Source organism: Mesorhizobium sp. M1A.F.Ca.ET.072.01.1.1 (assembly GCF_004023325.1).
GTDB lineage: Bacteria > Pseudomonadota > Alphaproteobacteria > Rhizobiales > Rhizobiaceae > Mesorhizobium.
Genome location: NZ_RZSF01000368.1, coordinates 1 through 6,085 on the forward strand (window position 1 = coordinate 1; position 6,085 = coordinate 6,085).

9 protein-coding genes are annotated in these 6,085 nt (G+C 61.4%); 5 read left to right on the forward strand and 4 right to left on the reverse strand.

Features of this window, described 5'->3' with window-relative positions; translation table 11 throughout:
• The 4 genes from EOA32_RS38930 to EOA32_RS31775 all read left to right on the forward strand — a co-directional run.
• The coding region (locus EOA32_RS38930; RefSeq protein ID WP_189407540.1) for a hypothetical protein at window positions 1-199 on the forward strand (199 nt) is incomplete at its 5' end.
• Window positions 200-271: 72 nt separating this feature from the next.
• Complete coding sequence (locus tag EOA32_RS31765) at window positions 272-967, forward strand: hypothetical protein (protein WP_128373823.1); 696 nt, start codon at window positions 272-274, stop codon at window positions 965-967.
• A gap of 47 nt (window positions 968-1,014) precedes the next feature.
• Complete coding sequence (locus EOA32_RS31770; RefSeq protein WP_128373824.1) at window positions 1,015-1,746, forward strand: hypothetical protein; 732 nt, start codon at window positions 1,015-1,017, stop codon at window positions 1,744-1,746.
• Between the two features lie 209 nt (window positions 1,747-1,955).
• Window positions 1,956-2,249, forward strand: a complete 294-nt coding sequence (locus EOA32_RS31775; RefSeq protein ID WP_128373825.1) for a hypothetical protein — start codon at window positions 1,956-1,958, stop codon at window positions 2,247-2,249.
• Between the two features lie 23 nt (window positions 2,250-2,272).
• Here EOA32_RS31775 and EOA32_RS31780 read toward each other — a convergent pair whose 3' ends face one another.
• The 4 genes from EOA32_RS31780 to EOA32_RS31795 all read right to left on the reverse strand — a co-directional run bounded on the left by EOA32_RS31780 (window position 2,273) and on the right by EOA32_RS31795 (window position 4,505).
• Window positions 2,273-2,812 carry a GNAT family N-acetyltransferase gene (locus tag EOA32_RS31780; protein WP_128373826.1) on the reverse strand — a complete coding sequence of 180 codons (540 nt, stop codon included), beginning with the start codon at window positions 2,810-2,812 and terminating at the stop codon, window positions 2,273-2,275.
• On the reverse strand, window positions 2,812-3,342 hold the full coding sequence (locus EOA32_RS31785) for a tail fiber protein (RefSeq protein WP_128373827.1): 531 nt from the start codon (window positions 3,340-3,342) through the stop codon (window positions 2,812-2,814). Before EOA32_RS31785 ends, EOA32_RS31780 begins: the two co-directional genes overlap by 1 nt.
• Window positions 3,343-3,404: 62 nt before the next feature.
• Window positions 3,405-3,905, reverse strand: coding sequence for a tail fiber protein (locus EOA32_RS31790; protein WP_245499449.1), 501 nt, complete (start codon window positions 3,903-3,905; stop codon window positions 3,405-3,407).
• Between the two features lie 69 nt (window positions 3,906-3,974).
• Window positions 3,975-4,505, reverse strand: a complete 531-nt coding sequence (locus EOA32_RS31795; RefSeq protein WP_128373829.1) for a tail fiber protein — start codon at window positions 4,503-4,505, stop codon at window positions 3,975-3,977.
• 238 nt (window positions 4,506-4,743) lie between these two features.
• On the opposite strand from EOA32_RS31795, the gene EOA32_RS31800 reads away from it, so the two are divergent.
• Window positions 4,744-6,085 (forward strand): putative Ig domain-containing protein (locus EOA32_RS31800; RefSeq protein WP_189407542.1); only part of this gene is annotated, 1,342 nt, incomplete at its 3' end.

Below are 6,085 nucleotides of genomic sequence, written 5' to 3' on the forward strand. Positions count from 1 at the left end.
CGCCTATGCCATCGCGCTGAACTCGCCGTCCGGCAACACCGGACCCGGTACCGGGACCCCGGCGCCGCAGGGCTACTACGCGACCACGGGCGGCAATAATTATTCGTTCGAGTTCAACTGGGGTTCCTCGGTCGTCTACCTGGCGAACATGTCGCCGTCGACAGCGTCGTCCCTGACGGCGGAACTTCTGTCCCTCTGATCGAAAAGCGGGAGCCGGCGATCCGCGCCGGCTCCCGCGGCAAGCATCGACGAACAAAGAGAGCATCCCGACATGCGCGATCTCGTCCCGGCGGGCACTGTGAATGCGGCCTGGAACGGGCTGCCCCAGACGCTGGCCGTGCGCGGCAGCGTGACCATGCCGCAGACGCCGAACGGCTCGCTGATCGTCGGCTACTTCAACCAGTCGCAGCGGAATAACGCCGGCAGGCTTTCTGTCACCTCCGGCGGCAGCGATCCGACATTCCTTCCGGTTCCGGCGCTGGCGCGGATGATCAGCGTCCTGACCCAGAACTGGCAGGCCAACAACCTGACCCTCACCAACATCAGCGTCAATGCCTCGACCCCGATCCTCGTCCAGGCCTATGGCCCCGGCATTCCCGGCATGCAGCCCGGCGTACTAACGATCGGCACGCCGGTCCAACTTGCGATGCGCCAGGCGGTTCAGGGAACGACGACACCGAACTGGATGCAGCTCGAATTCAGCTCCAGCACCAGCTTTCTGGAAGTCGTCGGCGTGGTCGGCGGCCCGCTCGACCGGTCCGGCAACAACGCCTATGTGATTGCGCTCAACGCTCCGGGCGGCGACACCGGCCCGCCGCCCTTGGCGCCTCCGCCGGCCGGCTTCTATGCCACTGCGGCCGGCAACAAATACACGTTGCCGTTCAACTGGGGCGCCGCGACGGTCTATGCGGTGAACCTGTCGCCGCAGACGGCAACGCCGGTGACGGCCCTGCTGCAATCATTGTAAAGTTGCTACGAGATTCTTCGCCGTGGGCCACAGTTCAAACGGAAGCCATGCCGCCTTCGAAATTCAACATACTGGGTCAATCCCTGACGGCGACTGACTGGGACGGCTCACCGACAACGCTTGCCGTGCGTGACGGCGTGTCGATGCCGCAGACTCCGAACGGGTCGATGATCTTGGCGTTCCAGAATGCGTCGCTGATGAACAATGCCGGCAAGCTGGCGCTGACCACCGGCAGCAGCCAGCCGCAGTTTTTACCGGCGCCGGCGCTGGTTTTGCAGCCGACGGTCCTGATCAAGAACTGGCAGGCCAACAATCTGAATCTCACCAATGTCAGCACCGCCGTCAAAACGCCGATCTGGATCGCGGCTTACGGGCCCGGCATCGGTGCAACGCCGGCGACTCTGACAGCCGGCCACCCTGTATCCGTTGCCGTCTATACAACGTTGCAGGCGGTGACCTCGCCGCAATATATGCAGTTGAGCTTCCAGGCGAATTCAGGCGGACTTTGCCTGTTCGCTTTCCTCGGCGGTCCCCAGGACGCCAACGGCAACAATGCCTACGCGATCGCGCTGAACTCGCAATATGGCGACACCGGCCCAGGTCACCCGATGCCGGCCCCGCCCGGCTATTATGCCACGGCCGGCGGCAACACCTATGGGTTCGAGTTCAATTGGGGAACGTCGGTGCTGTTCGTCGTCTATTTCGGCAGCGGCTCGGTTATGAGCCAGGTCCCAAAAGAGGTGACCGCCCTGCCCACAGTATCATTGCAAGCGCTGTGACATCGTGAAATGGTCATCGAGGTCGACCGAACTTACTTTGCCGGCAACAACCAGGGAAATCTCGACTTCCGCGGCAAGTCTTGCTGGTGCGGAAAACTCCCAAAAACTTTTTCGCTCTGCAAAAATGCAATATCAACAAACCAGCGTTATTCGAGACGGTGTTCAAGACAAGGCACCAGCGCACCGGTGATTTCAGAGGTCGGAGAGGTATGGACGTTGTAACCCTGGGCCATTTCGCCGGTTGCGTCGGCACCGCCTTCGACATCGAGCTTGGGGAGAGCTCGATGGCACTCACACTGGCGGAGGCGCGACCCTTGCCGGAAACCGGCTTTACCGGAATGCGGCGCTCGCCTTTTTCGCTGATGTTCCGCAGCGGCTCGCAAGTGGTGCTGCCGCAAAAACTCTACAAGTTGAAGAACGCCACGCTAGGCAAGCTGGAGATATTCCTCGTCCCTGTCGCTAGGGACAAGGAAGGGATCGTCTATCAGGCGATCTTCAACTGAGGACGCAGGTCCAGGGTCGCGGCTCAGCGCGTCGACCACTGCATCTGAATATGAGTATCGCCGGCTTCGGCTTCGTGAAAATGAAGGCGGCGATAAAGCGCCTGTGCACGAATGTTGCGCCGCTCCACATGCAGCATTATGCCGGACGCCGAGCAGGCTTTCGCCTGGCGCTGAATCGTTTTCAGCGTGGCCATCCCCTTGCCGCGGTTGCGCCACTGCGGAAACAAGCCGATATCGATGACATGCCAGCGCTCCCTGCTGGTATCGACATAGAGCCGTCCGACCGGCTCAGTCCTGTCCAGCAATATAAGGAAGTCGGCGCTCGAGAACCTTGCCACGTAGTGGCGGTGCTGAAGGTCAAATTGCTGGTCGATGAACGCCCGTTTCATCTCCTGCGGCCAGGCCACCGGCTCCATCTCTTCCAGGCGGAAGGACCAGTAGAGCCGACGCAGGAAGTGGATGTCGTCGAGCGTGGCGGCGCGGGATACGCCCGGCGGCAGCTTGAGCCTGGACTTGGTGCCAGAGGGGAATGCCGGCAGTCGCTCTGCTTCGGTAGGTGCCATCACCCGAAGGACGGGAAGACACCCTGCATCGCTATGCAGTAGTTCATCGCAATGTAGGGCTGCCGGTTCTCATGCGGCTGGCCGCCGCCGGTAAAGCCGATCATGTTGTCCGGGAATTGTGCGTTGGGCTGTGCGGCCACAAACACACTGGTGTCCGTTGGCGAGGTCAACGAATTGCCGGCAGAGGGCGAGGCAGCTTTCTTGGTCAGAACCGACTGGTTGTATATTGTGAACTGATGCATGTGCGCCGGCATTTCGGCCATGGCCAGCGTCTGGCTGTTTTCGCCGAATGCCTCGCCGACAGCGCGAGGCGTGAGACCCGGAGCCTCGCCCTGATTGCAGCCGGCGCGATTGGCAAAATTGGGCAGCTGAAAATTGGTCTTGCCATTGCCGCCGTAGTTGACGCCCAATAGCGCGAACAGGGCCGAATATTGCTGAATCGGAACAAGCGATCCGCTGCAGAACGCCCACCCAGACGGCGCAAAGTTGAAACCGAAGACCTGTATCTCACCAAGGAAGGGCGTGGTCATTGGGATATTCCTGCGATCCTGATTGCGTAGGCGGTTTCGTTAAACAGCCCCGAGCGTGGGGTTCAGCCTTGCGATGGGAAAATCCCGGCCCAGGCAATACAGAACTGCACTGTCAGGGTCGGCATCGTGTTGTCGTGAGGCGAGTTCCCGCCGGTAGGCTGGGTCGATTGTGGAGCGGTGGTGAAAGCTGTCGCGCCGGTAATATCGGTCACGTACATCGTGTCGCTTGCAATGGCACCCAGTTCGACCGTCGCGCTGACCGATTTGGCATTGGCGCTTGAGGGAGTTGCGGTCATCGAATGGTTGTGCTGCGGCATCTGCCCCGACAGCAGGCTGACCGACTCGCTTCCTGCCATCTGGCCTATGACATAGCGCGAAAGGCCGGATCCCGCCCCTTGATGGATCGGCACGCGCCCCGAAAGCTGGGGCGTGGCGAAAGTCACCTGGCCGTCGCCGCCGTAAGTGGTGCCGATCAGCGTGAACAACGCGTCATATTGGGAGATGGCGTATAGCGATCCGTCGCAAGGCAGCCAACCGATCGGCAAACGGGGAAAACCGAACATGCGGATTTCTCCGACATAAGGCTCACTCATCGATGGATCTCCGCAAGGGTTGGTGCTGGCTGGCAGATGTCAGGGGCGCGACGGATATATCCCGTTGATCGCGATGTTGAAGTTGATCGTCTCGTAAGGCTGTATGTTCGGGTGCGGCTGGTTGCCACCAACAGAGGTCACGGTCGGAGCCGCCAAGGTAACCACCCGGCCATTCGGTGCTCCGTAGATGGCATTCTTGGTGGCCCCATAGAGCGCATTGGTGGGACTGCGCCCTGAGCCCTCTGTCGTGGTTGCGTTGCCCACATGGTTGTGCGTGGGCAGCTGTTGGGTCAGCAGCGTGACATTTTCAGCGCCACCTGTTTCTCCCAACTCATAGGGTGACGGCTGCCAGGCCGAATCGACCGATGCGCCAAAGCCAACCGGCGTGCGGCTCTGCAGGTTGGGCAAGGCGAAATTCGTGGTGCCGTTGCCGCCATAGGTCGTGCCAAGAAGCGAAAACAGCGCCTGGTTCTGGGCAATCGCCAGGAGCGAGCCGCTGCAAAAGGCGAAGCCCTTTGGCGGGAACGCGAACCCCGTCATCATGATCTGCCCGAGGAAAACTTCGGCCATTAGCTCCCCCTAATATTAGTACGAAATGTCGCTGTATTCGACATTGCTCATGATTCAAGGATTCTGCAAGAGTATTTTTCAAACCAACATGGACATGATGAAGACTTCATGATCTACTTTAGGAAAGAATCCTGCGAAGAAATCAGGCAGGCATTGCGTAGGCAGCTAAACATTTGATAGCGCGGAATTTCTGCGCTTCGTACTAAAGCTTACAAAATTGCTGGCATGGGGGCATGCATTGAACTGGAATGCGAAGTATCGCACCGTGCGTTCGGAAGCGCTGGCGAGCAGGGTTCTGCTGTGGTTCGGCGTGCTCGCGCTTATCGGCCTTGCGGCCTTGGCGCCATCCGAGGCCCAGGCCGCGACATCCGTGGGCTGCCCCACTCCGATCTCGATAACCGTGGCATCTGGCGGCTCTTATCAGATCGACGCGTCGTCCTGCGATCCTTTCGGAACCAACCCGCAGAGCGACGTGGTGCAACCGGCACACGGCCATGTCACAATCGACAATGCGGCTGCCGGGCTGCTGACCTACGTCAACAACGGGGACGGCGCCACGACGGACAGCTTCACCTTTGAAGATGCCTCCGCGGGTGTCGTCACGGTCAATGTGACCATCACTCCGGCCACCTCGCCCATCACCGTCAGTCCCGCAACGCTGCCGACGCCGGCGATCGGCGTTTTCTACGACCAGACATTGTCCTCCACCGGTGGCGTGGCGCCCTATACCTATACTTCGGGCGGCGGCAGCTTGCCCCCTGGACTAAGCCTTGCGTCGAACGGCAGGATCTCCGGCACACCGACGGGCTCGGGTCCCTATAACTATACCGTGCATGTGACGGATTCGACGTCGCCCACCCAGTTGACGGCAGACAAGAGCTACAGCTTCACGGTCCCCGGGCCGACCCTGGTCGTTTCACCGACCAACCCGCCCGACGGAGCGCAGGGAATTCCATACAGCCAGCAATTCAGCACCAGCGGCGGCACCGCGCCTTATACCTACAGTCTCGATAGCGGCAGCCTGCCGCCCGGATTGACGCTCTCTTCCAGCGGCCTGCTTTCCGGTACACCGACGACCCAAGGCAGCTTCACGTTCACCATCAAGTCGCAGGACAGCACGACGATCTCGACCGGCGGCGTCTGGTTCGTCGCCCCGAGCGTGACCGTCGTCATCAGTGCCGCGCCAACGATCGTCGTGTCACCCACCACCCTGCCCGGTGGCGCGACTGTCGGAACGGCCTACAGCGCGACCATCGCCGCCAGCGGCGGCACGTCTCCCTACACATTCGCCATCAGCGCGGGTTCGCTGCCCGCCGGGCTGGCGCTGTCGTCGGGAGGCACGCTTTCCGGCACGCCGACCGCTGGCGGGACATTCAACTTCACGGTCAGAGCCACGGATGCCAGCGGCGCGCCCGGGCCGTTCAGCGGCACCCAGGCCTATACCTTCGCGGTCGCGGCGCCGACGATCACCCTGCCGGCGACGACGCTCGCCGATGGCACGATGGGCCAGGCGTATTCGGCGTCGCTCGATCCAGCCGCCGGCGGCACTTCGCCCTATAGCTACGCGGTGACGGCGGGGG

What these genes read in the sequence shown, in the direction of transcription:
- EOA32_RS31765 (WP_128373823.1), top strand. Translation starts at nt 272, where the DNA reads ATGCGCGATCTCGTCCCGGCGGGCACTGTGAATGCGGCCTGGAACGGG.
- EOA32_RS31770 (WP_128373824.1), top strand. Translation starts at nt 1,015, where the DNA reads ATGCCGCCTTCGAAATTCAACATACTGGGTCAATCCCTGACGGCGACT.
- EOA32_RS31775 (WP_128373825.1), top strand. Translation starts at nt 1,956, where the DNA reads ATGGACGTTGTAACCCTGGGCCATTTCGCCGGTTGCGTCGGCACCGCC.
- EOA32_RS31780 (WP_128373826.1), bottom strand. Translation starts at nt 2,812, where the DNA reads ATGGCACCTACCGAAGCAGAGCGACTGCCGGCATTCCCCTCTGGCACC.
- EOA32_RS31785 (WP_128373827.1), bottom strand. Translation starts at nt 3,342, where the DNA reads ATGACCACGCCCTTCCTTGGTGAGATACAGGTCTTCGGTTTCAACTTT.
- EOA32_RS31790 (WP_245499449.1), bottom strand. Translation starts at nt 3,905, where the DNA reads ATGTTCGGTTTTCCCCGTTTGCCGATCGGTTGGCTGCCTTGCGACGGA.
- EOA32_RS31795 (WP_128373829.1), bottom strand. Translation starts at nt 4,505, where the DNA reads ATGGCCGAAGTTTTCCTCGGGCAGATCATGATGACGGGGTTCGCGTTC.